General features: G+C 37.6%; 26 protein-coding genes. 6 read left to right on the forward strand and 20 right to left on the reverse strand.

Annotation, left to right across the window (positions count from 1 at the left end):
- Positions 1-22: 22 nt before the first annotated feature.
- From epsC to JOE44_RS03775, 12 genes are all read right to left on the reverse strand, one after another.
- Positions 23-853 carry a serine O-acetyltransferase EpsC gene (epsC, locus tag JOE44_RS03720; RefSeq protein WP_209784384.1) on the reverse strand — a complete coding sequence of 277 codons (831 nt, stop codon included), beginning with the start codon at positions 851-853 and terminating at the stop codon, positions 23-25.
- Positions 854-858: 5 nt separating this feature from the next.
- The gene (locus JOE44_RS03725; RefSeq protein ID WP_209784385.1) at positions 859-2,097 is read right to left on the reverse strand and encodes a GTP-binding protein; all 1,239 of its coding nucleotides are present in this window, start codon (positions 2,095-2,097) and stop codon (positions 859-861) included.
- An 87-nt stretch (positions 2,098-2,184) separates the two neighbouring features.
- Entirely contained in the window at positions 2,185-3,093 is a 909-nt protein-coding gene (gene cysD / locus JOE44_RS03730) for a sulfate adenylyltransferase subunit CysD (RefSeq protein WP_209784386.1), read from the reverse strand.
- Between the two features lie 12 nt (positions 3,094-3,105).
- Positions 3,106-3,819 (reverse strand): phosphoadenylyl-sulfate reductase, encoded by a 714-nt coding sequence (locus JOE44_RS03735; RefSeq protein ID WP_209784387.1) that lies wholly within the window; start codon positions 3,817-3,819, stop codon positions 3,106-3,108.
- Between the two features lie 80 nt (positions 3,820-3,899).
- Positions 3,900-4,316, reverse strand: a complete 417-nt coding sequence (locus tag JOE44_RS03740) for an Rrf2 family transcriptional regulator (RefSeq protein ID WP_209784388.1) — start codon at positions 4,314-4,316, stop codon at positions 3,900-3,902.
- 256 nt (positions 4,317-4,572) lie between these two features.
- Complete coding sequence (locus JOE44_RS03745; protein ID WP_209784389.1) at positions 4,573-5,067, reverse strand: GNAT family N-acetyltransferase; 495 nt, start codon at positions 5,065-5,067, stop codon at positions 4,573-4,575.
- 191 nt (positions 5,068-5,258) lie between these two features.
- The gene (locus JOE44_RS03750; protein WP_209784390.1) at positions 5,259-7,406 is read right to left on the reverse strand and encodes a zinc-dependent metalloprotease; all 2,148 of its coding nucleotides are present in this window, start codon (positions 7,404-7,406) and stop codon (positions 5,259-5,261) included.
- Between the two features lie 84 nt (positions 7,407-7,490).
- Entirely contained in the window at positions 7,491-8,756 is a 1,266-nt protein-coding gene (locus JOE44_RS03755; protein WP_209784391.1) for an FAD-dependent oxidoreductase, read from the reverse strand.
- Positions 8,757-8,763: 7 nt separating this feature from the next.
- On the reverse strand, positions 8,764-9,762 hold the full coding sequence (locus JOE44_RS03760) for a 4-hydroxyproline epimerase (protein ID WP_209784392.1): 999 nt from the start codon (positions 9,760-9,762) through the stop codon (positions 8,764-8,766).
- Positions 9,759-11,249, reverse strand: coding sequence for an aldehyde dehydrogenase (NADP(+)) (locus JOE44_RS03765; RefSeq protein ID WP_209784393.1), 1,491 nt, complete (start codon positions 11,247-11,249; stop codon positions 9,759-9,761). The genes JOE44_RS03760 and JOE44_RS03765 overlap by 4 nt, the downstream gene beginning before the upstream one ends.
- A 16-nt stretch (positions 11,250-11,265) precedes the next feature.
- Positions 11,266-12,171, reverse strand: a complete 906-nt coding sequence (locus JOE44_RS03770; protein WP_209784394.1) for a dihydrodipicolinate synthase family protein — start codon at positions 12,169-12,171, stop codon at positions 11,266-11,268.
- 91 nt (positions 12,172-12,262) lie between these two features.
- The gene (locus tag JOE44_RS03775) at positions 12,263-13,144 is read right to left on the reverse strand and encodes an AraC family transcriptional regulator (protein ID WP_209784395.1); all 882 of its coding nucleotides are present in this window, start codon (positions 13,142-13,144) and stop codon (positions 12,263-12,265) included.
- Positions 13,145-13,332: 188 nt separating this feature from the next.
- Between JOE44_RS03775 and JOE44_RS03780 the strand changes: the two genes are divergently transcribed.
- The 3 genes from JOE44_RS03780 (at position 13,333) to JOE44_RS03790 (ending at position 17,802) form a co-directional block, all read left to right on the forward strand.
- Positions 13,333-14,727 carry an aminopeptidase P family protein gene (locus tag JOE44_RS03780; protein WP_209784396.1) on the forward strand — a complete coding sequence of 465 codons (1,395 nt, stop codon included), beginning with the start codon at positions 13,333-13,335 and terminating at the stop codon, positions 14,725-14,727.
- A gap of 14 nt (positions 14,728-14,741) precedes the next feature.
- Complete coding sequence (locus tag JOE44_RS03785; protein ID WP_209784397.1) at positions 14,742-16,913, forward strand: S9 family peptidase; 2,172 nt, start codon at positions 14,742-14,744, stop codon at positions 16,911-16,913.
- Positions 16,914-17,196: 283 nt separating this feature from the next.
- Positions 17,197-17,802, forward strand: coding sequence for a DNA-3-methyladenine glycosylase (locus JOE44_RS03790; RefSeq protein ID WP_209784398.1), 606 nt, complete (start codon positions 17,197-17,199; stop codon positions 17,800-17,802).
- A 3-nt stretch (positions 17,803-17,805) separates the two neighbouring features.
- Here the strand turns inward: JOE44_RS03790 and mug are convergent, their stop codons facing one another.
- A complete protein-coding gene (mug, locus tag JOE44_RS03795) occupies positions 17,806-18,309 on the reverse strand; it encodes a G/U mismatch-specific DNA glycosylase (RefSeq protein ID WP_209784399.1) in 504 nt (167 codons plus the stop codon).
- 256 nt (positions 18,310-18,565) lie between these two features.
- On the opposite strand from mug, the gene JOE44_RS03800 reads away from it, so the two are divergent.
- Entirely contained in the window at positions 18,566-18,883 is a 318-nt protein-coding gene (locus tag JOE44_RS03800; RefSeq protein ID WP_209784400.1) for a multidrug efflux SMR transporter, read from the forward strand.
- A gap of 236 nt (positions 18,884-19,119) precedes the next feature.
- Here JOE44_RS03800 and JOE44_RS03805 read toward each other — a convergent pair whose 3' ends face one another.
- From JOE44_RS03805 to JOE44_RS03830, 6 genes are all read right to left on the reverse strand, one after another.
- Positions 19,120-19,821: a LytTR family DNA-binding domain-containing protein gene (locus JOE44_RS03805; RefSeq protein ID WP_209784401.1), complete on the reverse strand. Its 702-nt coding sequence runs from the start codon at positions 19,819-19,821 to the stop codon at positions 19,120-19,122.
- Positions 19,802-20,839, reverse strand: a complete 1,038-nt coding sequence (locus tag JOE44_RS03810; RefSeq protein WP_245169697.1) for a histidine kinase — start codon at positions 20,837-20,839, stop codon at positions 19,802-19,804. Before JOE44_RS03810 ends, JOE44_RS03805 begins: the two co-directional genes overlap by 20 nt.
- Before the next feature lie 185 nt (positions 20,840-21,024).
- Entirely contained in the window at positions 21,025-21,372 is a 348-nt protein-coding gene (locus JOE44_RS03815; RefSeq protein WP_245169698.1) for a DoxX family protein, read from the reverse strand.
- A 488-nt stretch (positions 21,373-21,860) separates the two neighbouring features.
- Positions 21,861-22,364 carry a TlpA disulfide reductase family protein gene (locus JOE44_RS03820; protein ID WP_245169699.1) on the reverse strand — a complete coding sequence of 168 codons (504 nt, stop codon included), beginning with the start codon at positions 22,362-22,364 and terminating at the stop codon, positions 21,861-21,863.
- Position 22,365: 1 nt separating this feature from the next.
- Positions 22,366-22,794 carry a rhodanese-like domain-containing protein gene (locus JOE44_RS03825; RefSeq protein ID WP_209784405.1) on the reverse strand — a complete coding sequence of 143 codons (429 nt, stop codon included), beginning with the start codon at positions 22,792-22,794 and terminating at the stop codon, positions 22,366-22,368.
- Between the two features lie 90 nt (positions 22,795-22,884).
- Positions 22,885-23,151 carry a hypothetical protein gene (locus JOE44_RS03830; protein ID WP_209784406.1) on the reverse strand — a complete coding sequence of 89 codons (267 nt, stop codon included), beginning with the start codon at positions 23,149-23,151 and terminating at the stop codon, positions 22,885-22,887.
- A gap of 160 nt (positions 23,152-23,311) precedes the next feature.
- On the opposite strand from JOE44_RS03830, the gene JOE44_RS03835 reads away from it, so the two are divergent.
- Together JOE44_RS03835 and JOE44_RS03840 are read left to right on the forward strand one after the other, a co-directional pair.
- Positions 23,312-24,970 carry an FAD-binding dehydrogenase gene (locus JOE44_RS03835; RefSeq protein WP_209784407.1) on the forward strand — a complete coding sequence of 553 codons (1,659 nt, stop codon included), beginning with the start codon at positions 23,312-23,314 and terminating at the stop codon, positions 24,968-24,970.
- A 14-nt stretch (positions 24,971-24,984) separates the two neighbouring features.
- Entirely contained in the window at positions 24,985-25,788 is an 804-nt protein-coding gene (locus JOE44_RS03840) for an SDR family oxidoreductase (RefSeq protein WP_209784408.1), read from the forward strand.
- Between the two features lie 58 nt (positions 25,789-25,846).
- On the opposite strand, the gene JOE44_RS25235 is transcribed toward JOE44_RS03840, so the two are convergent.
- Entirely contained in the window at positions 25,847-26,080 is a 234-nt protein-coding gene (locus JOE44_RS25235; protein ID WP_209784409.1) for a hypothetical protein, read from the reverse strand.
- Positions 26,081-26,161: the final 81 nt, after the last annotated feature.

Raw genomic sequence — 26,161 nt, forward strand, 5'->3', positions numbered from 1 at the left:
ATCAATGTACTTTTTTGTTTTTTTAAATCACAAAGGTTAATGATTCCGGTAATGAAGTATTATCCTTTATTTTTATTTCACTTTTGTGGTAGACCAGAGAGTTGGCAGGAACATCTTGGGTTACCCAGACATTTCCTCCTATGATACTTTCTCTGCCTATGGTTGTTTCGCCTCCCAGAATGGTGGCTCCCGAATAGATAATCACATCATCTTCAATATTGGGATGCCTTTTCTGATGGGCTTTTTCTTTGGAAACATTCAAGGCTCCGAGGGTTACTCCCTGATAGATTTTGACATTGTTTCCAATAATGGTTGTTTCTCCAATCACTATTCCTGTTCCGTGATCAATAAAAAAAGATTTGCCGATGGTAGCTCCGGGATGAATATCAATTCCGGTTTTACTGTGGGCATATTCTGAGATGACCCGCGGTAGAATCTTCACTTCCTGACTCCAAAGCTGGTGCGAAATACGGTAGACATAGGTGGCAAAAAAGCCCGGATATGCCAGATATACCTCTTCCAGAGAATCTGCTGCCGGATCAAATTCCAGAATAGATTTTGCATCCAGAACCAACTGATCATACAATGTCGGCAAGGCTTCAAAAAATTGATTGACTTGTTTTTCTGTAATATTTTTATCTCCTGCAACGGTATTAATTAAGTCAGATAGTGTTTCCTGCAGAGCATCGAAATTTCTTTTCAGCTGTTCTTCAGTATTGTCAGTCTGAGGCAGGAAAAGTGTTTCATACAAATCCTTAACCCATTTTTTGGTCTTTATTTTATCAAAGAATCCATGAATGCTGTTTTGCTTTGTCTGATGAATTCTTTCAATTAATTGATCGGAAATTGCCATTTTTTCTATTGAATTATACAGGCTGCTACCGTTGAATTGGACGTTTCATCTACCAAAATGGCAGAGCCCGTTGTTTTATTATTGGTAAAGCTGTCATAGACCAAAGGCTGTGCCGTTCGTAGGGTAACTTTCACAATTTCATTGAGTTTAATTTCCCCATCTGCCTGTTCTCTGATAAGAGTATTAACATTGATCTTGTAATCTACTTCTTTCACAACGGCTTTGACAAGTCTGCTATTCTGTTGCAACAGATATTTATTCCCTGGCTGCAAAGGCTTCTGATCAAGCCAGCATAACAGAATTTCAAGGTCTTTTTCAACGGTAGTAACATGTTCTTCCGTTGCAAAAATATCTCCTCTGCTGACATCTACATCATGAGCAAGGTGAATCACTGCAGGCTGACCTTCAAATGCCTCTTCTTTTTCAACGCCATTGATCTCTATCTTCGTAATTTCAGTCGTAAGATCTGCAGGAAGAATATGAATTTTGTCTCCTTTGGTGAATTTTCCACTAAGTATCTGCCCGGCATAGCCTCGGTAATCATGCAGTTCCTCCGTTTGAGGACGAATCACATACTGAACCTGAAAACGGCTTCCATTGTTTTTTTCTTCATTTAAAGTTACTTCTTCAAGATACTCAAGAAGAGAGCTTCCTTCATACCAATCTGTCTTTGATGATTTTGAAACAATATTGTCGCCCTTTAATGCAGAGATCGGAAAATAGCTTACGTCATTTAATCCCAGATTTTCTGCAATTTTTGTATATTCTGATTTTATATTTTCAAAAACATCTTCTGCATAATCCACCATATCCATTTTGTTGATGGCTACCGCAACTTTCTTCAACTGTAATAAAGAGGCGATGATGGAATGTCTTCTGGTCTGTTCTATCACACCTTTTCGGGCATCGATCAGAATGACCATCAGGTCAGAATTGGATGCTCCGGTGATCATATTACGGGTATATTGCACATGCCCGGGAGCATCAGCAATGATAAATTTTCTTTTTGCCGTTGAAAAATAACGGTAAGCAACATCAATAGTGATTCCCTGTTCTCTTTCTGCACGCAATCCGTCTGTTAGAAGAGCAAGGTCTACCCCGTCTTCATTTTTATTTTTAGAATGTTTTTCAAGGACTTCCAATTGATCCTGTAAAATACTTTTGCTATCGTAAAGCAGTCTGCCGATAAGGGTACTTTTACCGTCATCTACACTTCCTGCTGTTATAAATCTTAATATATCCATCCGATTTTTGTTATAAATGATAAGTGATAAATAATAATTGATAAAAATATTCAGTGTGATCGTTGATCAATTATCTTTTATCATTGATTAAAAATAGCCTCCTTTTTTTCTGTCTTCCATGGCGGCTTCTGTCACTCTGTCGTCAATTCTTGTTTCGCCACGTTCTGAAATTCTGGTCGCTACAATTTCTTCGATTACGGCATCTATTGTTACCGCATTGGATTCTACTGCAGCGGTACAGGTCATGTCTCCAACGGTACGGTAGCGTATTTTTTTGGTAGTGATAATATCCTCCGGCTCTAAAAAGACGTGTGAGGAATTGGCAAGCCACTGACCGTTAAAATCTACCACTTCCCTTTCATGCGAGAAATAAATGGAAGGAAGTGCAATTTTTTCTCTTCGGATATAGTTCCAGATGTCAAGCTCTGTCCAGTTGCTGATAGGGAAAACTCTTACATTTTCTCCTTTGTGAATTTTTCCATTGAAGATATTCCATAGCTCAGGACGCTGAAGTTTAGGATCCCACTGCCCGAATTCATCACGGACGGAAAATATTCTTTCCTTGGCGCGGGCTTTTTCCTCATCTCTTCTGGCTCCTCCGATACAGGCATCAAATTCAAATTCTTCAATTGTATCAAGAAGTGTATAAGTTTGCAGCCAGTTTCTGCTTGGAAACTTACCTTTGGCCTCCGTTAATTTTTTACTTTTTATCGTGTCTTCCACTTTCCTTACAGCCAGATTGACCTCTAACTGCTTTACCAGCTGATCACGAAAATCCAGAACTTCCGGAAAGTTGTGTCCGGTATCTACATGAACAAAGGTAAACGGTATTTTGCCATGGAAGAATGCTTTTCTTGCCAGATGAGCCAGCACAATACTGTCTTTTCCTCCGCTGAATAATAAGGCAGGACGTTCAAACTGACCCGCTACTTCTCTTAATATATAAATAGATTCAGCTTCTAACTGATCTAAATAATTGAACTGATGTATTGACATTTTTTTCTTTTTTTATTGATGAATATGCAGACCGCATTCTTTTTTGTTGGCATCTTCCCACCACCAACGGCCTGCTCTGAAATCTTCTCCTTCTTTGATGGCTCTGGTACAGGGCTCGCATCCTATGCTTACAAATCCTTTTTTATGAAGATGATTGTAGGGCAGATGATGATCTTTTACATATGCTGTCACCTGTTCTGTAGTCCAGTGAAGGATAGGATGAAATTTTATGATTTTATTATCCGGATCCCATTCCAGCTGGGGCATATTTTGCCTGTTGGGAGAATGTTCTGACCTCAGACCTGTAACCCATACTTTATAGCCTTCCAGTGCTTTTCTCAGAGGATGAACCTTTCGGATGGTACAGCACGCTTTTCTTTTTTCTACGGACTGATAGAATGAATCCGGTCCATTTTCGGTTACAAACTCTCTGAGTTCTTCGGTATCCGGATAGTAGGCTTTGATATTCTTTTTGTAAAAAGCCTTTGTGGAGGTCCAGGTTTCATAGGTTTGTTCAAAAAGTCTTCCGGTATCAAGCGTGAATATTTCAATAGTTAAATCTTTTATCAGATGAGTGATAACCTGATCTTCGTAACTGAAACTGGTTGAAAAGATAACTTCTCCCGGGAATCTTTCGGTCAGTATTTGCAGCCCATTTGTTTGAAAAGAAGCTTCACTAGCCTCTTTTACAAGATTTTCGTATTCATTTTCCAGACTGTTGTTCATTTTGAATTGAGATTTAAGTCTTGCAAATATATACAAAATTCTATAACTCCTATCAAAATAGTAGAATTTAAATAAAAAAATTAATTGTTATTGATAAACTTAGTCAGAGTGGCCTCCATCATGCTTGTTCTGGTCTTTTCACGAACGATCATTAATTCTTTTCTTAAGTAACAGACCGCTTCATCTACGCAATCATCGCATGCTTCATAAAAATTTAGAGATACACATGGCGTAAGAGCAATAGGCCCATCGAAAATACGGTAAATATCTGCTAATGAGACCTCGTTGGGTGATTTCAGCAAGTAATATCCTCCTACTTTGCCTTGTTTACTGTTCACCAGTTTGGCTCTTTTAAGTTCGAGAAGAATTTGTTCCAGAAATTTCTTGGGGATGTTTTCGTCTTGTGCAATAACGGAGGTTGGCAGAAAGCCCTGGTTATAATTCCTTGCTAATCTGACCATTGCTTTAAGCGCATATTTGCAACGTTTCGACATCATAATTCCTGCAAGTTATGATAAATTATTGTATAAATGAAATGTTTTTATGGTTGAAGACTTTGCATTTAACCACAAAAGTCACAAAAGATTTTAAAAACACTTAAGTTGCTTTTAAGTAAGAAATAAACTGTCGAGGAGTTCAATTAAGCTTAAAAAAATCAAACATTTTTTATTGCCTGAGATTATTTTAGTCTAAAATATGCACAAACATCTGTGGAAATCTGTGAAATCTGTGGGAAAAAGACACTCAATAAGTTTACCCTTTCTGCAATATAAAGTAAGCCAGTTCTCTATCCTCTCGTACCAGGTTTTCAATTCTGCTGAAGCCGCTTTTTAAAAGTACTTTTTGAGATCCTATATTATCAAGATCGGTAACAGCCACAATATCTTTCTGATGATTCAGTGAAGAACAATAATCAACAAGAGCTTTACACACTTCAGTTCCAAGTCCCTTACCCCAATAATCTTCTCCTAAGGTATAACCGATTTCTAGTTGTTCCGGATGGTCAAGAAAAACTCTGGCCAGACACATTCCCACAAAATCATTATTCTTTGTGTTAAATATTCCCCATCTGCTGAATGGTTCTGTTTCATAATCTGCCAGTGCTTTGTCAAACATCTCTTTATATTCTTCGGGAGTTTTGTAAGGCAGGTACCGGGTAACATTTTCATTTTCAAAAAGAGTAGAAAATAAAGGGAATTCTTCGGAAGTAAATTCGCGAATGGTGATGGTGTCGTTTTTATAATGCACTGAATATTGTTATCAAAGAATAAAATTACATAAATAAATGAAGAACTGCTCATAAATACAATAAAAAATTGGGCTTACCATGAAGCCCAATTAACTGCATATGAATACTAAACTATGATTCATATTTCTGAGAAAAGTGTTTTGTTGTTTAAAAAGCTTTAAGCCAGTCTGTAACTGCTTTGAGTTTGATTCTATTTTTTAATGAATTTTTGGGAAGATTTTCCTAAAGAGGTTTCAATATCAATTAAATAAGTTCCGCTTAGGAAGTGTTTAACATCCACCTTATCACCAATAACTTTAGCATTCATTTTTCTTCCAAACATATCGTAAACAGCAATTGATTTAATTTCCCCTTTTGTTTTAATATTCAATACATCAGAAACTGGATTTGGATAGATGGATGTTTCTGAGTTCGTTGTATCACTGTCTGCAATGGATAATGGTAATGCACAAGGCGTTGTAATACTGCCATAGGGTTGTGTGTTGTAGGCAAACTCAGTTACAGAATACCCTGAACCATTAGCCCCGGCAATCAGTTTGAAATAGCCGTTAATATTGTAGCCTTCAAATTGGTTTCTAAAACCAACATAAGCTGTTTTGCCAGACCAGGTAGTGTATGTAGGAGTGTAAACATCAAGTTGTCCGGGAGTATAAGTAGGATAACCTATATTACTTGCATTCGTTATGGTGGTGCAGGCTGGAATTAGGCTAATATTTCTTGTTCCTGCTTCACATACTAATCCTTTCCAATAGGTTTCCAATTTTAATTGATTTGCCCCATAGTACCAGGCGCCATACCCGGCATCATCACTAAGCTCTGGGTTAATGATAAAGTATTTCCAAGTTGCTCCGGAGTTGGTTGTTACTGTTGTTGGTGTTGGATTGGCATAACTTTCCAGAGGAGTTCCGGTAACTATTTTATAAGGATCTTTATATGAAAAAGTTAATGCCAAAGCGGTTGTGGATCCTAATGAAGTTACACCTCCTGTTATAGCTGGATTAAGGAATGTAATTGATGAATTGAGAATCTGGCTTTTAGGATGGCTGGTTGTTGTTCCATTTAGAGTAAGTGTAGCAGTAGTAGGACTTGTAACTGCTATAGCTGCTGTTAATCCTGCTGGTAATGAAGAAGTGAAATGTGTTCCTGAAATAAGAGTTGTTCCATTTGGTACACCAAATGTTGCTCCGTTTAGGGTAATGGCTGAGATTGGAGTAGATGCTACTGTTCCATCTAATGATACTTTACCATTATTGTTTATGTTTTCAGTAAATGTACTGTTGCTAAGACTTAATCTAGGCGGAGTATTGGCAACACCAGTTGCTGCTAAGTTTGCGGGCTGCCATAAATTTATTCTTGAAGGGTGATTTAATGCGGCTAACATTCTGTTAACCTGTCCAGTGGTAAACATTTTATAACAACCTGCAGAGCCGTTGTATCCCATATAGTTTTCAACGTTCACTTTTTGTCCAAGACAATTGTTTCCAGCTGCACATCCTAATCCATTAGAATTATTTTCTACAGGGGTGTCAGCAACTCCATCACCATCATTACTGGGATTTGCAGTTGAACAAAGAACATTGAATGTATGTTGAAGATTTAGCCAATGCCCGAATTCGTGAGTGAATGTGTCAGAAAACTCGTTTGAAGCAACAGTTCCTGCAGCATCATATATATAACGGCCATTATAAACAACTCTGGCTGTATTTACTGAAGTCATGTATGAATCCGGATACCAGGCAACTCCTGATTGATATAAATCTTTACTAGCATATAGATCATTTTGTATATACACATTCATATACTTTGTATTATCCCAGGCATCTGTGCCAATTTGTGCATCATATCCGCCACCATTGCCATATCCACCTTTGAAAGGATGAAATACCACTCCGCTTGTTGCTTTTCCGGTTGGGTCAATTTTAGCTAAGCGGAATTCAATACTTAATGTGCCCCTAATAGGCTGGAAGTAAGAATCTATAGTGTTTGAATCAGTGTTGATTCCATTGAAATTTAAGTTGATTTGTTGCAGCAAGTCAACTACTTTTTGGTAATTCACTTTTACATTACTCTGAGATTCTCCATACACATGAAAAACCACAGGAATGATGTAGGTGGGAGCATTGACCTTTTTATTCAATGGAGTTTTGTTTGATTCCATTTTTTTTACAAAATCTTTGGTGAATTTTTCAAAATTTTCATATTCAGCCTTAGATTCAGGATGCAGTTCAAAATGTTTTTTCATCATTTCATCTGCTTTACACTCATGAGGTCTGTTTTCTTGAGCAAAACCTATTATTGGAAATAGGGAAGCAAGTAGTAGTAATTTAAATTTTTTCATGATTTTTTGGATTTGGTTGTTAATAAATTATTTGAATAGTTAAATGGTTTTAGGCATAATTTTGTGTGTTTTATGTTATGTTTTTTAATTAAATCTTTCAGGGTTGAATATCTTTATCTCAACCGTTGGCTTTTGGTTATTAGCAAGTTCTGAAACTGTTTTTCCGAAAATGGGTCCAAGACTTAGTCCCATCATTCCACCGCCTCCGGCAATAATTAGATTTTTTAATTTCGAAGATTGACCTAGATACGGAAGGCCATCCGGAGCGCAGGGTCTGTAACCCAACCAGATTTCTGATTCTTTGGGTATTTCCATCTGGAAATCGGGTAAATACTTAGGAATAGACCGGACGATACCTTCTACCCTTTTCATATTAATTTTATCATGATGGGAAGCCAGTTCCATAGTTCCCCCAAAACGGATCTGCCCGTTCATAGGGGTGACAGCCACTCTTGCTTCCAGTAATAAAGCAGCATGATTCAGGGTATTGACCGGATTATCAGGGGTATGCATAAACGAATATCCTTTTCCGGGCATTAACTGAATTTTGATTCCTACCTTCTGAGCCAGTTCAGGAAGAAATGAACCTCCGGTCATAATAAATTGGTCTGCTGTAAACTTTTTATCATTGGCAATGACAGCTTTAATCATTCTTTCTGAGCTTTCAAAGCCGGTTACTTTGTGATGGGTATGAAAAATGACACCATTATTTTTAAGATAAGAGAGCATTTGCTTCATCAGCTTCATAGGATTCATATGGCCGTCACATTTATAATTGATTCCTCCAATGACATCCAGTTGTGTATGGGGTTCCAGCTCCTGAATTTCTTTTTTATCAAGAATATCAACTGATAATCCCATATTAATTGCTTTGTGGGCAAGCTCTATCTCCTCTTCTGCTACTTTCTCTGTTTTATAAAGCATCAGAATACCATTTTGATTAAGTTCAAAATCAAAACCATCTGTTTCTGCAATTTCATTATAAAGTTTGCTGCTTGCGAGATTAAGATCACGGATGGCTGCTGCTGAATGATCAACATGTTTCTGGTTGGAATGTTTCAAAAACTGTAATCCCCATGATATCAGTTTAGCGCTGAGTGAAGGTTTCACATAAAACGGACTTTTACTGTCAAACATCCAGCGTATTCCCTGGGCAACAACTCCCGGTGCAGCCAATGGGGTAAAATGACTGGGTACAATCATTCCTGCATTGCCATAAGAACAGTTGTTGGTAAGATCATTCTGCTCCAGAATTTCCACCTGCCATCCTTTCTGTAAAAGGTAATAGGCTGAGCTTAATCCGGCTATTCCTGCACCAATGATGAGTGCTTTTCCTTTATTCTGTGTCATATGCGTGTTACATTACCTGAAAACCCTGCCAATAAGGATCTTCATCATCAATAATAATATGATTATATCCGGTAATTCTTGCCCAGCCTTCTACTGATGGGATAATGGCTGATCTTCCATCTACAGCAGCAGTTTCTTCAATTCTGCCAATAAACTGAGAACCAATATAGCTTTCATGGATAAATTCTTCTCCTTTTTTGAGTTTTCCTTTAGCATGCCACTGCGCCATTCTTGCAGAAGTTCCTGTACCACATGGTGAGCGGTCCAAGGCATTTTCACCTACCAATACCGCATTTCTCCCACTTGCTTTAGGATCTGTAGGTATACCTGTCCATTGAATATGGCTTAATCCGGTAATGTGTTCAATTTCAGGATGAATAAATTCATACTTTTCATTAAGTAATTTTCTGATAAGTTTGCCATAATGAATAAGCTGGCTGGCTGTAAAATCAGAAATATCTCTATAATTTTCCTGAGGGTCTATAATAGCATAAAAGTTTCCGCCATAGGCTACATCGGCACTGATTAATCCAAGATCCGGGCATTCAACTTCCAGATTTTCAGCATACAGAAAAGACTTTACATTCGTTAGTTTTACCGATTTTACTTTTTTTCCTTCCTGTACATAATCTATGAGGATAAGTCCGGCAGGTGTTTCAAGACGTAATTTCCCGGGAATTTTAGGTACAACAAGACCTTCTTCTATGGCAATGGTTACTGTTCCTATCGTTCCGTGTCCGCACATGGGAAGACATCCGCTGGTCTCAATATATAAAACCCCGATATCATTATTTTCATCAGCAGGAGGATACAGAATACTTCCGCTCATCATATCGTGACCTCGGGGTTCAAACATTAATCCCTTTCTTATCCAGTCATATTCTTTCATGAAGTGAAGCCTGCGCTCCATCATGGAATTTCCTTTTAAAATAGGTGCTCCTCCTGCAACAAGGCGTACAGGACAGCCACAGGTATGTGAATCTATACAAAAAAATGTTCTGTTCATGTGGCCTGTGATTTTAATGATCCTGAATTCATTTCTCCATCCACCATTCTGCTGATCTGCAATGGATTGTCATTCTTTAACTCTTCGGGTAAAAATTCATCCGGCCAGTTTTGAAAAGAAATAGGACGAACAAATCGTTTTACAGCATCTGGTCCTACAGAAGTAAAACGAGAATCTGTGGTAGAAGGAAACGGACCACCATGCTGCATGGCATAAACTACTTCAACTCCGGTAGGCATTCCGTTGAATAAAAGTCTTCCGCATTTATCTTTCAGAAGGCTGACTAACGTAAGATTATCACGTAGGTCTTCATCAGTAGCGGCTATCGTAATCGTCAATTGTCCTTTTAGCTGATGGGCGATTTCTCTGATTTCATCAAGTGTTTCACATACCACAACAATACCAAATGGGCCAAAAACTTCTTCACTCAATACAGGATTATTCAGGAAGGTCTGAGCATTTGTCTTTATAACGGAAGCATGTCCTAGACCATCTTCTGTTGTGGGGTTTGCCGAAGCAATTATTTCAACATCCGGTTGTTCTATCGCAATATTTTTATGTTTTTCGAAGCTTTCCGATATTCCTTTGTGAAGCATATTCGCAGGAGCAACATTCAGAATTTCATCTTTTAATGTGTTGATAAAACGGTCAAGAGAATTCCCTTTCAATGCAATAAATACTCCCGGATTTGTACAAAACTGACCTACTCCTAACGTTAAAGAAGCAATATATTCTTTTGCTAATGTTTCAGCTTTAGTTTCAAGTAAGTTTTGAAAAGCAAATACAGGATTAATACTTCCCATTTCTGCAAATACCGGAATAGGATTTTCACGACGGTTAGCAATATCAAACAAAGCCTTTCCCCCTTGGAAAGAACCGGTAAATGCAACTGCCTGTATATCCGAATGCTGAGTCAGGTAAGCTCCTGTTTCATAAGATGTTCCGGTAATATGGCTAAAGATCCCTTCAGGCCATCCAAAAGCTGTAACAACGGCATTTATGGTATCAGCCATTATTTGTGAAGTCTGTGGGTGTGCCGGATGTGCCTTTACAATCACAGGACAGCCGGCCCCGATAGCACTTGCTGTATCTCCTCCTGCCGTAGAAAATGCAAACGGAAAATTACTGGCTCCAAAAACAACGACAGGCCCAATGCCTACATGGTATTTTCGGAGATCTCCTTTTTGTTTTTCTGGCTGGGCAAGATCAATTCTGGGTTCTGCATATATCCCGGTAGCAACAGCTTTTGCATAACTTCTCCATTGTCCTACTGTTCTGGCCTTTTCACCTGTAAGTCTTGCTAAAGGCAATGACGTTTCAGCGTGAGTAACTGCCAACAGTTCTTCTCCCAAAGCTTCAATCTGATCAGCAACAGCATTCATAAATTCTGCCCGTTCATTGATGGTGGTATTCTTCAGGAACTGGAAGGCTTCAGCTGCCCTCTGAATTCTTTTATCAATATTTTCTTTTGATGTTTCTTCAATCATAATTGTTTTTCAGGTGTTAATTGAGTACCGGACGATTAGCCCTGCCTTCATCAATGATTTTTTGAACTTTTTCAGCTTCCTCTCCATGGAGTTCAAGACGTGGAGCTCTCACATAAGGATTGCTTATTCCTTCTGATGCCGCCGCCAGTTTGATATACTGGATAAGTTTAGGATGAATATCCAGCTCCAGCAAAGGCATAAACCATCTGTAGATGGCTACAGCTTTGTCATATTCATGGGCTTTTGCGTAGTTATACATCGCCATGGTTTCATTAGGAAAGGCATCTACAAGACCTGCCACAAGACCATCAGCTCCAAGCATCAGGGTTTCCAGGCAAATTGTATCTACACCTCCAAGAATTTTGATCCTTTTTCCAAAACGGTTAATCATTCGGGTTACATTCGCCAGATCTCTCGTTGATTCTTTAACAGCCTGAATGGTTGGATATTCAATAAGCTCCTCAAACATTTCAAGGGTAACATATATTCCATAGTCTACAGGATTGTTGTAAATAAGAATAGGAAGATCTGTAGCAGAAGCCACTGCTTTGAAATACTCAACAACTTCACGGTTATCAGCTTTATAACGCATGGGCGGAAGAAGCATAAGGCCGTCTGCTCCGAATTCTTTTGCTTTCTGTGCAAAGTTCACCGCATTTTTGGTTGTATTTTCAGAAAGATTAAGAATGACAGGAATTCTTCCCTGTGTTATTTTTTTTGCGTATTTCAGCAACTCAAATTTTTCTTCCGTTTCCAAAGCACTGGCCTCCCCTAATGTTCCTGCAAGGATAATTCCGTGAACTCCTGCCTTAATCTGGGCTTCTGTATTGAGAGTGAACATTTCAAAGTCTATCTCACCTTCTTTCGTAAAAGGAGTTAATACAGCAGGATAAATTCCTTCCCAGTTTAGTTTTGTACTCATATCAAATAATATTTATTCAAAACTAGGTGAATTTTAAAACGGTAAATGTTAATATTTTAATAGATACTAACCATATTTTAACAGGTTGCTTTTACTGGTCTATGGTGACCTCTTTGTAGTGCTTAAGGTATTCTTTAGGTGAATATTTCATAATGGACTTGAAAACACGGTTAAAATTGGTAAGGCTGCTGAATCCGCTATTAAAAGCAACAGAAGAAATATTGTACATACTGCTGGCTGTCAATAGTCTGCATGCTCGCTGTACACGAAGTTCATTCAGATATTCAATATACGTAATGCGGGTACGTTTTTTAAAAGATCGGCAAAAAGCCTGAGGAGTCATACAGGCTTCTTTGGCAATAAGGTCTAGCGTAAGTTTATTCTGGGCGAAATTTTTCTTAATAAAAGTCTGGGCATCTATAATTCTTTGGTCGGTATCAGAAATAAGATCAGGCAGATTCTTTTCTGAAGATAATGGAATATGCAAATGCCTGTTTTGCATAAGATGGTTTAAAATCCTGATAAAATCAATGATCTGATCTACTCCTTTTGTCTTTTGTAATGCCGCAATGTTTTCCCCGATATTTTTTTTAAGTTTAGAAGATACCTGGAAACCTACTTCTGAATGATTGATAAAATTTTTAAGTTCCTCAAATTCAGGTAAGCCGAAAAATGCAGCGATCTTTTTATGAGGGTCAAAAAAAATAGAAATAGAATGAACCTTCTGTTTTTCATTTTTCTCAAAATTACCCCTGAAGACGTGGGATTGATTGGCTCCCAGATAGAAAATATCTCCCGCTTCAAAATTAAAGAGATTCTGTTCTATAGCCAGTGTTCCATGTCCTTTAAGAATCCACATGATCTGTGTTTCTGTATGACGGTGGAAATAAGGATAGAAATTAGGCATTATATCTTCCTGGATGCGAAGACTCTTGTTGGTATCAGCAGGAACAGAAAATTGCAGACTCTTCATAATATCATGGCTTTATTAGAATAACATTTTCTTAAAGGTTAAAATATTGCTGAAGGTAAGCAAAATATGAACATTGATTATCATATTAAAATCCAAATTTTACATATTCTTAATTTTAACGAATAAAGGGCTATCAATAGTACAAAATCGTAACTTTAACCTTTTAAAATAAAAAGTATTCATAATATATGTTTTCAGCACAAACTTATCAAGACAGAAGAGCAGTATTACAAAGAGGTGTATCTGGGGGAATCCTGTTATTTCTAGGAAATATAGAGAATCCCGTGAATTTTGAGCACAATCCTTATTATTTCCGTCAGGACAGTACTTATTTATATTATTTCGGAATTCAGGAACCCCGTATTGCAGCCATCATGGATATCGATGAAAATAAAACCATTGTTTTCGGAGATGAACTCAGTATAGATGATATCGTATGGATGGGCAGACAGGAAACCCTGAAAGAAAAATGTCAGAAGTCCGGTGTACAGGAAACGCTGCCTTATGCTGAGCTTTCTCAATACATTGCAAAAGCACAGGCTTCCGGAAGAAAGGTTCATTATCTTCCTCCCTATCAATCTTCGAATAAAATTTTACTGGGAGATCTTCTTGGGACTCCAATTGCAGAATTACTGCCTTCTGCAGAAATGATTAAAGCGATTGTAAAACAGCGTTCTATCAAAGAACCTCAGGAAATTGTACAGATAGAACAGGCCGTGAATGTATCTAATGATATGCATTTATTGGCCATGCGAATAGCAAAACCCGGAATTAAAGAATATGAAATTGCAAATGCAATTCAATATCTTGCGGCCAACAAAGAATGCCAGATGTCTTATCCCCCGATTGTGACGATAAATGGAGGGATTCTGCATAATCATTACCGTCTCAATACCTTAAAAGAAGGAGATCTTTTCCTCAATGATTCCGGAGCAGAAACAGCGATGGGATATGCAGGGGATCTTACGAGAACCTTTCCTGCAGGCAAAACTTTTACAACCCAACAAAAGGAAATGTATGAAGTTGTTCTGAATGCTTTTAATCAGGCTCAAAATCTTCTGAAACCGGGAGTACGATTTAAAGATATTCACCTGAAAGCAGCACAATATCTGGTAGAAGGGCTTACCGATCTCGGACTGATGAAAGGAAATCCTGAAGAGGCTGTTAAAAACCATGCTCATACTCTGTTTTTCCAGTGTGGACTGGGACATATGATGGGACTTGATGTTCATGATATGGAAGACCTTGGAGAACAGTATATTGGCTATACGGAGGAAGAACCAAAAGATACCCAAACATTCGGGTTAAAATCTTTACGTTTGGGAAAAGCCCTGGAATCTGGTTTTGTCGTTACGGTGGAACCTGGTATTTACATGATTCCGGATCTGATTGATATGTGGCAGTCTGAAAACAAAAACGTAGACTTTATTAATTATGATAAAGTAAATGAATACCGTGATTTCGGAGGAATCCGTGTGGAAGATGATTTCCTGATAACAGATAACGGTTACAGACTTTTAGGCAACGGACTGATCAAAACGGTTGAAGAAATTGAAAATTACAGAGCTGAACATTTAGCTTAATTTAAATCATATTTATGAAGAACATAAAAAAACTAACAGCTATTGCATTGTATTTCCTGTGTTTGTCCCCATTGGCAGCACAGAAAACTCAATGGACTCCTGATGGTAATGCGTATTATTCATTTACTAAAAAAGGGGTTGAAATTGTTGATGTACTGCATCCGGGGAAAGATCAGACGCTTTTAAACAGTAGTGAGCTGGTTCCAGCCGGAAGTTCTGATGCTCTGCAGGTTCAGAGTTTTCAGGTATCCCCTGATGGTAAAAGTTTATTGCTTTTTGCCGACACCAAAAAAGTATGGAGGGACAATACCCGCGGAGATTACTGGATCTTCGACAAAAACACCAAAAAGCTTACCCAGCTTGGAAAAGATTTGCCTGCTTCATCGCTAATGTTTGCAAAATATTCACCGGATGGAAAAAAAGTAGCCTTTGTTTCTAAGCATAATATCTATATTGAAGACCTTTCAAATAATCAGCTCAGCAAAATTACGAATGATGGTACAGACAGAATGATCAATGGTACTTTTGACTGGGCATATGAAGAAGAGTTTGGAACTCAGGATGGTTTCAGATGGTCTCCGGATGGAAGTAAAATAGCGTATTGGAAAATGGATGCACGGGGAACTAAGAATTTTCTGATGATCAATAATACGGATAGCCTGTATTCTTTTACCGTTCCTGTAGAATATCCAAAAGTAGGAGAAAATCCTTCAGGATGCAGTATCTGGTTTTATGATCTTGCCTCCAAAGCATCAAAGAAAGCCAATATTGCAGGTGATGAAGTACAAAACTATATTCCGAGAATGGAATGGGTGCTGGATTCTAAATCCGTAATCCTGCAGCAGCTGAACAGAAAACAGAATCAAAGTAAAATCATCATAGCAGATGCCAATTCCGGAAGCAGTAAAACCATTCATACGGAAACAGATGCTGCATGGATTGATATCAAATCCCGTTGGAACGATAATGATCCGAGCGGCTGGGATTGGATTGAAAATGGTAAAGAATTCTTATGGCTTTCTGAAAAAGACGGCTGGAGACATATTTATAAAATAGATATGAACGGTAAAGAAACATTACTTACGAAAGATAATTTTGATGTTATAAAACCTGAGTTTTTTGATGTTCCTAATCAACTGATTTACTTTTTGGCTTCTCCTGATAATGCCACTCAGAAATACCTGTATAAAGTAAGTATGAAAGGAGGAAAAGCGCAAAAAGTAACTCCGGCATCTTATACAGGATCTAATAACTATACCATATCCCCTAACGGAAAGATTGCGATGTTTACCAATAACAGCATCAATTCAATTTCCATAGGCTCTGTAATCTCTCTTCCGGAACATAAAGAACTGGTTGCAGCCAAAAGATCTGCAAAAGCTGATCCTGCAAAATCTAAAGCAGAGTTTTTCCAGATTACCACACAAGATGGTGTTACACTGGACGGATGGGTGGTAAAGCCTAAAAATTTTGATCCTAATAAAAAGTATCCTATTGTTTTTACCGTTTATGGAGAACCGGGATCACAAACCGTAACCGATAATTTCTATACCGGCTGGAATTATCTATATACAGGGAATATGGCTGAGGACGGTTATTTATACGTTTCCCTTGAAAACCGTGGAACTCCATCCCCAAGAGGACGCGAATGGAGAAAATCCATTTATCGCAAAATAGGACAGCTTAATATCCGCGATCAGGCAATGGGAGCCAAAGCTTTATTCGCAAAATGGCCTTATGCAGATACTTCAAGAGTTGCTGTTTGGGGATGGAGCGGTGGCGGTTCTTCTACCCTGAACCTTTTGGGACAATATCCTGATATTTACCAGACAGGAATTGCCATTGCTCCGGTTGCCAATCAGTTGTTCTATGACAATATTTATCAGGAACGCTATATGGGGCTTCCACAGGAGAACAGGGAAGATTTTGTCAATGGTTCTCCACTGGCTTATGCTAAAAACCTAAAAGGAAATCTTCTGCTGGTTCACGGAACAGGTGATGACAATGTACATTACCAGAATACAGAAGTATACATCAACGAATTAGTAAAATATAACAAACAGTTTCAGCTAATGTCTTATCCTAACCGTACTCATTCTATTAATGAAGGGGAAGGAACATCACTGCATCTTGCCACTATGTTTACAAAATACCTGAAAGAACACTGTCCTCCGGGAGCAAGATAACTAATGAAGCCTCACAGTAATGTGGGGCTTTTATTATGTAAAACCATTACAGCATTAAACAAAAATTCCCCGGATTGCTCCAGGGAAAAATAAGTGTCAAAACCTATAATTTTTTATAGTGGTGTGGAATGATGTTACATTAAACGCAACAATGGATGTGCCAAATTACTCACTATTTTATGAAATGTGATTTTTTGTGGTACCTTTTGTTTTCTTTCTTGCTTAGTGTTTCTATTTTACATGATTATCACTAAATTTGAGTGAATCATTTCTAACATTATTCATGAAACTACCACGCTCCTATTATTCCAATCAGGATGTTCTTTTTCTGGCTCAGGATCTTTTGGGAAAAATACTTTTTACGGAACTCAATGGTGAAACTACAGCCGGAATCATTGTAGAAACGGAAGCCTATTTTGGAGTTAAAGATAAAGCTTCCCATGCCTATGGAGGCAGGCGTACAGACCGTACGGAAACCCTGTATCATCATGGCGGAATTTCTTATGTGTATTTATGCTATGGAATTCATCATCTTTTCAATATCGTCACTTCTGTGGAAGATGATCCTCACGCAGTGTTGGTGAGAGCTGTTGAACCTTTGATTGGTAAAGAAATCATGGAGTTGAGAAGAAATATGCCGGCTTCTAAACCAGCCATTTCCGCAGGTCCGGGATCAGCCTCCAAAGCATTGGGAATTGACCGTTCTTTTAATAAAAAAGATCTGAACGGTCAGGAGATTTGGATTGAAGATCACGGTATTTCGTATACTTCTGATGAAATTGTCACGGGACCTCGTATAGGTGTAGCTTACGCTCAGGAAGATGCGCTTCTGCCCTGGCGGTTTTTTGTCAAGGGAAACAAATATGTGAGTAAACCCAATAAAGTATAAAGATCAGGATGTACTGATTGAATCATAAAATTCTTTATAGTGTATAACCAGACTGTCAAGAGAAAAGCCACGGTTTAAGCCGCTCGTATTGGGTAAAACCCAGACTTTTGCTTCACAGAAATCTTCAGACTGTTCTCCCCAAAGAATTTCTTTCTTTTTAGAAAACGATTTGTAGGCTGCTTTACCCAGAAAAGCAATATATTTCGGTCGGTATTTTATTATTTTTGATGTAAAACTTTCAAGAGATTCATCAAATTCTTCCTTTGAAAGCTCATCCGCACGGGACGTTGCTCTAGCCACAGCAGTGGTCAGCCCATATCCGAAATCCAGTAGTGAAGTATCATGTACGGCTTCTATTTCATATGGTGTAAACCCCGACTGATGGAGCACTTTCCAAAATCGATTGCTCTTTCCTGAAAAATGATGACCCTCGTTTGATGATTTTAAACCGGGATTGATTCCGCAAAAAATAACATTGAGATCGGTTGAAATAATATCTGTCAGCATATGGATAATAAAAGACTTTAAAGGTATTGATATTTGAATTGTTCAAAGATAAATTTTATCTCAAGATACAGAACGTTTCATCTTCTTTAAAATACGTTTTATCTAGCTCTTTTGCGGTGTCACTCAGATTATAATACTGAATACGAATTGATAGCGGTAATTTTGCCAGGTAAATTAGATGAAATTGTTTACGGTAAAGACCTCATTTTAATGGTACTCTTTCAATCAACAGCAAAACATCTTAAAAACGAATGGTATGAATTGGATTGCATTAATTATCGCAGGAATTTTTGAAATCGGATGGCCTTTGGGGCTTAAACTATCTCAACAACCGGAAAATAGTAAATGGAGCTGGATCATCTTTTCGGTCTTATGTATGACGGTTAGTGGAGGATTTCTCTGGTATGCCCAGAAAAGCATCCCTATTGGAACGGCTTATGCGGTCTGGACAGGAATCGGAGCGGTAGGAACTCTATTGGTTGGAATTCTCTTTTTTCAGGATTCTGCAAGTATTTTAAGACTATTGTCTGCTTTACTGATTGTTGTCGGTATCGTTGGTCTCAAATTATTTTAAAGTAAAAATTGGCTTAAGACTATCAGAAGTCTTAAGCCAAAACATTATTCAACATTCGAATAATAAACTAACCACATTCATTTTTCCTGGTTTTAATATTCTTTTATGTATTATATTTTTTATAAAGCAAATGTGAACAAACCAATAGAAATGCGGAAAAAATATCTATCAACAGAGATTCAGGATCTACAAAACTTATAATTATGAGGTAGTTTTAAACAATTTTATTCCCGCTATTATAGCTCCAACAACGCCTTATACGTTCTCCCTACCGGAAGTTTTTTCCCATTAATCTGGATCATATTGGCTGACTTGACTTCTATTTTTGATCGTGATATAATATATGATTTATGAATGCGGGTAAACATTGCAGGATGTAAAGTCTCTTCTATTTTGCTGATGGGCATTTTAAAAGTGAAGCACCCTGTTTTGGTATGAATATGAATGTATTCTCTTAAACTTTCGATGTAAAAAATATCGTGGAGAATAATTTTCACCTGCTTTTTACCACTGCTGATGAATATAAAATCGCGCTCAGAGACTTCAAGTAAAGCATCTTCTGCTTCCATCAAATGTTTGAATTTGCCAACAGCAGTCTGAAAACGCTCATACGGAATAGGTTTCATCAGATAGTCTGCAATATCAAGTTCATAACCTTCTACAGCATACTGATGAAACGCTGTGGTAACAATTACAAAGGGAGGATTTTTTACCTTTCTGAGAAAATCAAAACCTTTTACCACCGGAAGATGAAGATCAAGAAACATCAGATCCACATCATGGATACTTAAAAGACTGCTGGCATATACTGCATCTGTACATTTTCCTATAAGATTCAGTTCCGGGTCTCTGGAGATGAAATTTTCCAGAATTTCGGCGGCAATGGGTTCATCTTCTACAATAATGCAGTTGTATTTTTTATAGGCTGATGGTATCATGGAAATTGATGGTTAAAGTTATAGTATAATGGTTATTCTTGTCTTCTACGGAAAGCGTATGTTGAGGATAAAGCAGTTCAAGCTGCCTGTGGATATTTTTTAGTCCTATTTTTGTGGAATGTTCATGAGGTTTTTCCTGTTTGGAATTTTCTATGCAGTAAGTAAGAATTCCGTTCTTTAACTTGATATCAACGGTAATAAATGCTTTTCCCAGACTTTCAGAAACACCATGTTTAAACGCATTTTCCACAAACTGTATCAAGATCAGAGGTGAAATTTCCTGTGAAGGATTATCAATTTCCTGCGTAAAATTAATGGTAAGCTGGTGATGACGGATTTTCTGGATCTGTATGAAGTCTTTAATATTTTCAATATCCTTGGCTATAGAAATACTTTTTTCGGAGGATTCATAGATATTATACCGCATTATCTTGGAAAGCTGCAGGATTACATCCGGGGTTTCATCTGCTTTTTTCAGAGCCATGCCGTAGATGTTATTGAGCGTATTGAAAAGAAAATGAGGATTGATCTGTGCCTTCAACATGGTCAGTTCCTGATCCAGCTTTTCTGATTTTAATTGAGCTATTTGCTCTTTCAGAAGATTCTTCTGCCTGGTAATTTCAACCCCGAAAATAAGGCCCACCATAAAAATAAGATCCATAAAAGAATTGAATGCTACATAGCCATTCATAAAACCAGAAACCTCTTCCCCATCCAGTGTTTCTGTAACTCCGTAGAGGTGAGGGTAAATGATAAAATGAGTCACAAACCGATGCCCGAAAACAGCAGCAATTACAATGAAAATAGAGATAAAGTATTTATAAAAACCTTTAAAATGAACCTTCTCATAGACATATAGCAAGGCATAGGCTAGTGGAATTTTGATAAAAAGATAGCCAAGCTCCAGAATAAGTGTATTCTGAAGTCTTATGGACCATTTGAAATCCGGGAATTGATATCTGGACCAGTAAAAGTCAAGGTAAACTTCCAGAATATAATACAATATCCAAAAAAGCAAATGAATCCGCCATTTAGAGGAACGATCTGATTTCAAATTTGTGATGATTTAAAAGTACAAAGTACCATTTGTTAACTCAAATATAAAAATATAAGTCTATCAAATGAAGATAACGATCTACAAACTATTGATTTTGAACGATGCCGGATCATCAGGATTTGAGAAAACAGAAGGTTTGGGAAGTTCTAAGCCCTTTTTTTATTGGTGAATTTTAAAGAAACTTCAGGATACATAAGATTGAAAAAGCTGAAGATCAGCAGAATATTAAATTCAATCCCGTTATTTCCGCCTCCTACTACAAACCAGCCATTTTGCCAGTGTACATAATAAATTCCGAAAATGAAAATGAGAATATTACAAACAGCTACCGGTTTAATGCACCTGTCGATCCAGATCAATACTACAGAAAACAAATGGATAAGTTTGATCATCCACGCAACATAAATTCCTATTGGACTGAAACCTATACTATCCAGATAAACATGTCCGAAATCATTCACATCTCCACTGAAAATGGAAATTACACTATGCATCAGCAATATTGTTGACAAGGCTAAGCGAAGAAAGAAACTCTTTTTCATGTAACCAAAAGTAATACATGAAGAACAGGCCTCTTTTATTTTGTATATCAACAACTTGGAAATAGGTATAAAAATTTTACTTTTTAAAAGTATGTGAACTGTATTTTAATAAGATAGTGGCAATAATAATTTTCTTTCACATATATCATTATATAGTGATTTAAATAAAATAAATTATTATATTTACATTCAAATCAGGCGCGAATACCAAAATAAAATAATGATACAAAAAAATGCAGGATATCAGGATGAGAACTTAGGAAACATCCGGAAGGTCTTACAGAGCAGACACCATGATTAATTCCCTCATGATCATGAATCTGTTTTTGTTCTTTAAATTATTAGGGTAAGATTCTAAAACACAAATGCTTCTTTTTCAATCAAAAAAAGAGTGGTTAAATACCACTCTTTTTATATTAAATTCAAAAAAATTGTCAGTTTTAATTCTGTGTCAGACTTTTCTTAATAAACTCTTCCAGTTCTTTGCCATGAAGGTTTTTAGCTAGAATAGTTCCCTCTCCGTCAATAATCACATTAAAAGGCAGTTCATCAACTTCGTAAAGCTTTGCTACGGGGCTTTTCCAGAATTTTAAATCGCTGATTTGTATCCAGTTGATAGTAAACCTGTCAATTGCTTTCTGCCAGCTTTCCTTATTCTTGTCCAAAGAAACTCCAAGTATTTCAAACTGATTGTTCTTTACCTGTTCTGAGTAGGTTTCATACATCGCTTTAAGTTGAGGCTGTTCTTCTACACATGGAGCACACCATGTTGCCCAGAAATCAATCAGAACAAGTTTTCCCTTCAGTGTTGAAAGAGAAAATGAAGTTCCGTCTGCTTTGGTCATTATTATCTCAGGAGCTTTCTTTCCAATTTCTATTTTGTTTTGAGCAGCAATAAATCCTGAGAAAACTATTAAAAATATTATGGTAAAACCGGTCTTCATATTAATCATTTGTAGGATAATCTTTATCTAACCAGTCTGTTTTAATGTTTTTGGGAAGATTTAAAAGTTTCGCATTTTTGAAACCCATTTCCATCAGTAATGCAAAAGCAGGGCGAATATTAGGACACTTCACAAAAGGGCAGCATCCGCAGTAAATCACAATTTCTCTGTTCTTAGGAATATCTTTGAGATAATTTTTCAGCTTTTCAAGGTTTTCAGGCTCATGGGTAGGACCAATGTCTACCGAACCTTTAATGATGGCTTCCGGTCCGACTGAAATGATTACAAGGTCTTTTGTCTTATGCTTTTCAATTCTGGAAGCCAGTAACGCGGGATCCATCAGCTGACTGTCTTTCCATGGATCCTGTTTTTGCTGTGCCTGGCTGAAAATGGAGCAGACAAAGCACGCAATGATTAACAAATACTTCATACTTTTATTTTTCACAAAGATAAAAATGTTTTATTGAGGGATCTGTTCAGAAGACAGGAAAATTAGCTGTTTTCGTACATTTTACTTCAATCAGAGTTTTTTGGGAGTAATATGAATCACATTGGATGCTCCGGGCTCTATGACCAATTGAGTTCCTCCTCCCCTTTCATTTTCCCGACCCTGAATTGCGGATCCGGTAACCAGAGTTAATTTCCCCTGAAAAACGGGATGAATTGACGACAGCGGAATTTCAATTTCCTCTTCTTCAAGCTGTATAATAATAGATTCTGCATCAATGGGTTGACGGGTTCCGTCTTTTAGGACAGCAAATGCCTGGTATTTATGATTTTCGTTCATTCTTCTGTTTTTTATCAGTAATAAAAGTATCAAGAATATTTTAGACCAGAAATAGTAAAATATTTTAATGTAAATGTTGATATTTTAAAGGTTAATATCTGTTTGATTTTAAATATTTAATACATTTATATCAAGTATCATTCAATCTAAAAAAATGAAGATGGAAGAAAGATTCCAGCCTGATGCAATCATCATAGGAGCCGGACTGGCAGGGCTTACTGCTGCCATGGAAATTACCAATACCGGGAAAAAAGTTCTGCTTTTGGATCAGGAAACAGAACAGAATATTGGCGGGCAGGCATTCTGGTCATTTGGTGGATTATTTTTGATCAATTCTCCTCAGCAAAGGAGAATGGGAATTAAAGATTCTTATGAACTGGCATTGCAGGACTGGAAAGGAACAGCCGGATTTGACCGTCCTGAAGACTATTGGCCTCGTCAATGGGCAGAAGCCTATCTGAAATTTGCTGCCGGGGAAAAATATGAATACATTTCTAAGCTGGGTATCAAGCTGATGTTTATGGTAGGCTGGGCAGAACGTGGTGATGGTTTGGCAACAGGTCATGGAAATTCTGTGCCCCGTTTCCATGTCAGCTGGGGAACGGGAACAGGTGTCGTAAAACCGTTTGTGGAAAAAGCTTATCAAGCTCAGAAAAAAGGACTGCTTCAGATGAAGTTCAGACATCGGGTGACAGAACTTATCACCGAAAACGGAAAGATAAAAGGTGTTAAAGGAGATATTCTGGAAAATGATACCCAGGAAAGAGGTGCTGCTACAAACAGAAACGTTATCTCAACATTTGAATATACAGCTCCGAATATCATCATCGCTTCCGGAGGAATTGGTGCCAACCATGAGCTGGTAAGGAAAAACTGGCCGGAAAGATTGGGAAAAGCCCCTGAAAATATGGTATGTGGTGTGCCAGCCTATGTGGATGGCAAAATGATTGGCATTGCAGAAAATACAGGTGCTCATATCATTAATCCGGACAGAATGTGGCATTATACGGAAGGATTACAAAACTGGAATCCTATCTGGCCAAATCACGGAATCCGTATACTTCCAGGTCCATCATCTTTATGGTTTGATGCCAAAGGTAAACGCCTCCCCGCTCCTTTCCTTCCGGGATTTGATACGTTAGGGACTTTACAATATATACAGGAAACAGGATTTTCCTATTCCTGGTTTATTCTTACCCAGAAAATTATTAAGAAGGAGTTTGCTCTTTCAGGCTCAGAACAGAATCCGGATATTACCAATAAAGACTATTCTCTTTTTCTGAAAAGAATTTTTGGTAAAAAAGCTCCCGGACCCGTAGAAGCTTTTAAAGAACATGGAAAAGATTTTATTGTATCAGATAATCTGAAAGATCTGGTTAACAGGATGAATGAACTGGCTGGAAATAACCTGTTGAATTATGAAGACATACACTCGCAGATTGAAGCCAGAGACAGGGAATTAGACAATAAATTTTCAAAAGATACTCAGGTTAATTATATCCGGAATACACGGAACTATTTGGGTGATAAATTGGGACGTGTTGCTGCTCCCCATAAGATTTTAGACCCTGAAAATGGTCCTTTGATTGCTGTACGTCTTAATATTTTAACCCGTAAAACTTTAGGCGGAATAAAAACCAATCTGAACGGACAGGTATTAAAAAATGATGACAGTATCATTGAAGGATTGTATGCTGCCGGAGAAGCTGCTGGATTTGGCGGTGGCGGAATGCACGGCTACAGAGCTCTGGAAGGAACATTTCTGGGAGGCTGTATTTTTTCAGGGATGAAAGCCGGAAAATATATTGCCAGACTTTAAAATTAAATAGTAGGATGAGTCATTATTTCGATCATAAAGTCATTTGGATTACAGGAGCATCATCAGGAATTGGTGAAGCGCTGGTAAAAGAGATTGCAAAGAACAGCAATGCGAAAGTCATTCTTTCATCCAGAAAAGAAGAACAGCTGCATAAAGTTGCAGAAAAAGCAGGTTTGAATACTGACCGGTATTCAATAATTCCTTTAGACCTTAAAAATTATAAAGAAATGCCAGCCATTGCAGCGAAAGCATCTGAACAGTTTGGAAAAATTGATATTCTGATCAATAATGCCGGACTCTCACAACGTTCTTTAGCCATGGAAACAGATATTGAAGTGGATAAACAGCTGATAGATATTGATTATATCGGAACAGTAGCTCTTACAAAAGCAGTTCTGCCTTATATGATCAGGAATAAAGGCGGACAAATTGCTGTGGTATCAAGCCTTATGGGAATATTCGGGGCTCCTATGCGAAGCGGATACGCAGGGGCAAAACATGCCTTACACGGTTTTTTTGACGCGTTGAGGGCAGAATTATTCAATCAGAATATTCTGATTACGATCATTTGTCCGGGCTTTATACAAACCGATATTTCTGTGAATGCCGTTACCGGAGACGGTTCATTACAGGGAACAATGGATGATGCCACGAAAAACGGAATGCCTGCAGATGTTTTTGCAAAAAAAATGCTGTATGCGATTGAAAAACAGAAAAAACAAAAAGCCATAGGAGGTAAAGAAGTAATGGCCGTCTATCTGAAAAGATTCTTTCCGAATTTACTGGCAAAAATAATCCGTAAGGCAAAAGTGGTATAAAAAAGCACCATTCCCTATTGAACAGTGCTTTTATAGTAAATAAACGAATGGGGTTGTATTAAAAGGTCTTCACCAATCCAATTCCTACTGTTTTATTTTGATAAAATGGCATTACCATGGTGGATGACAGTGCATTTTTACTTTTATTTTTTTCCCTTAATAAATCGATCTGAAGTTCATTTTGTTTTGCCACATTGGAGCTTCTGAACTGTTTCCTCCGGATAATAGAATACACTCTTGTCATAAGCTCAGAAAGATAAAAAGGTTTGGTAAGGTAATCATCGGCACCCAATTTTAAGCCTTCAATCTTATCATCAAGAGCATTATTAAATTTAGAAGAAATTTTGAATTTAAAGTAAAAAGAGAAAAACTT

Origin of the sequence: Chryseobacterium sp. PvR013, assembly GCF_017833095.1 — a bacterium.
Lineage (GTDB): Bacteria > Bacteroidota > Bacteroidia > Flavobacteriales > Weeksellaceae > Chryseobacterium > Chryseobacterium culicis_A.

Coding starts and splice junctions, on each gene's coding strand:
- epsC (WP_209784384.1), bottom strand. CDS start 853: ATGGCAATTTCCGATCAATTAATTGAAAGAATTCATCAGACAAAGCAA.
- JOE44_RS03725 (WP_209784385.1), bottom strand. CDS start 2,097: ATGGATATATTAAGATTTATAACAGCAGGAAGTGTAGATGACGGTAAA.
- cysD (WP_209784386.1), bottom strand. CDS start 3,093: ATGTCAATACATCAGTTCAATTATTTAGATCAGTTAGAAGCTGAATCT.
- JOE44_RS03735 (WP_209784387.1), bottom strand. CDS start 3,819: ATGAACAACAGTCTGGAAAATGAATACGAAAATCTTGTAAAAGAGGCT.
- JOE44_RS03740 (WP_209784388.1), bottom strand. CDS start 4,316: ATGATGTCGAAACGTTGCAAATATGCGCTTAAAGCAATGGTCAGATTA.
- JOE44_RS03750 (WP_209784390.1), bottom strand. CDS start 7,406: ATGAAAAAATTTAAATTACTACTACTTGCTTCCCTATTTCCAATAATA.
- JOE44_RS03755 (WP_209784391.1), bottom strand. CDS start 8,756: ATGACACAGAATAAAGGAAAAGCACTCATCATTGGTGCAGGAATAGCC.
- JOE44_RS03760 (WP_209784392.1), bottom strand. CDS start 9,762: ATGAACAGAACATTTTTTTGTATAGATTCACATACCTGTGGCTGTCCT.
- JOE44_RS03765 (WP_209784393.1), bottom strand. CDS start 11,249: ATGATTGAAGAAACATCAAAAGAAAATATTGATAAAAGAATTCAGAGG.
- JOE44_RS03770 (WP_209784394.1), bottom strand. CDS start 12,171: ATGAGTACAAAACTAAACTGGGAAGGAATTTATCCTGCTGTATTAACT.
- JOE44_RS03775 (WP_209784395.1), bottom strand. CDS start 13,144: ATGAAGAGTCTGCAATTTTCTGTTCCTGCTGATACCAACAAGAGTCTT.
- JOE44_RS03780 (WP_209784396.1), top strand. CDS start 13,333: ATGTTTTCAGCACAAACTTATCAAGACAGAAGAGCAGTATTACAAAGA.
- JOE44_RS03785 (WP_209784397.1), top strand. CDS start 14,742: ATGAAGAACATAAAAAAACTAACAGCTATTGCATTGTATTTCCTGTGT.
- JOE44_RS03790 (WP_209784398.1), top strand. CDS start 17,197: ATGAAACTACCACGCTCCTATTATTCCAATCAGGATGTTCTTTTTCTG.
- mug (WP_209784399.1), bottom strand. CDS start 18,309: ATGCTGACAGATATTATTTCAACCGATCTCAATGTTATTTTTTGCGGA.
- JOE44_RS03800 (WP_209784400.1), top strand. CDS start 18,566: ATGAATTGGATTGCATTAATTATCGCAGGAATTTTTGAAATCGGATGG.
- JOE44_RS03805 (WP_209784401.1), bottom strand. CDS start 19,821: ATGATACCATCAGCCTATAAAAAATACAACTGCATTATTGTAGAAGAT.
- JOE44_RS03815 (WP_245169698.1), bottom strand. CDS start 21,372: ATGCATAGTGTAATTTCCATTTTCAGTGGAGATGTGAATGATTTCGGA.
- JOE44_RS03820 (WP_245169699.1), bottom strand. CDS start 22,364: ATGAAGACCGGTTTTACCATAATATTTTTAATAGTTTTCTCAGGATTT.
- JOE44_RS03825 (WP_209784405.1), bottom strand. CDS start 22,794: ATGAAGTATTTGTTAATCATTGCGTGCTTTGTCTGCTCCATTTTCAGC.
- JOE44_RS03830 (WP_209784406.1), bottom strand. CDS start 23,151: ATGAACGAAAATCATAAATACCAGGCATTTGCTGTCCTAAAAGACGGA.
- JOE44_RS03835 (WP_209784407.1), top strand. CDS start 23,312: ATGGAAGAAAGATTCCAGCCTGATGCAATCATCATAGGAGCCGGACTG.
- JOE44_RS03840 (WP_209784408.1), top strand. CDS start 24,985: ATGAGTCATTATTTCGATCATAAAGTCATTTGGATTACAGGAGCATCA.